The following is a 286-nucleotide window of genomic DNA, read 5'->3' on the forward strand; positions in this document are numbered from 1 at the left end:
TATATAAGATACGTAAAATCGGTTGTTTTTTGGCTTGTTTGAAGTGCTTTTAATGAAATTGTTGTCCTTGTTGGTTACTCATCTGCTGTCCTTGCTGGTTACCCACCTGCTGTCCTTGCTGGTTACCCATTTGTTGCCCCTGCTGGTTACCCATCTGCTGTCCTTGCTGGTTACCCATTTGTTGTCCTTGTTGACCCATTTGTTTAATTTGTTGCTGAGCCTGATATATAGCTTGATTGATTTGATTTAATGTTTGATTTGATTGAAGATGCTGTAAGCCTTGATT

General features: G+C 39.5%; 1 pseudogene. It reads right to left on the bottom strand.

What is annotated here, in order from left to right:
- Positions 1 to 49: 49 nt before the first annotated feature.
- Positions 50 to 286: pseudogene (locus JDS96_RS31015) on the bottom strand (hypothetical protein); the annotation flags it as partial.

The organism is Bacillus cereus group sp. N21 (genome assembly GCF_016483395.1).
In the GTDB taxonomy this organism is placed as follows: domain Bacteria; phylum Bacillota; class Bacilli; order Bacillales; family Bacillaceae_G; genus Bacillus_A; species Bacillus_A pseudomycoides.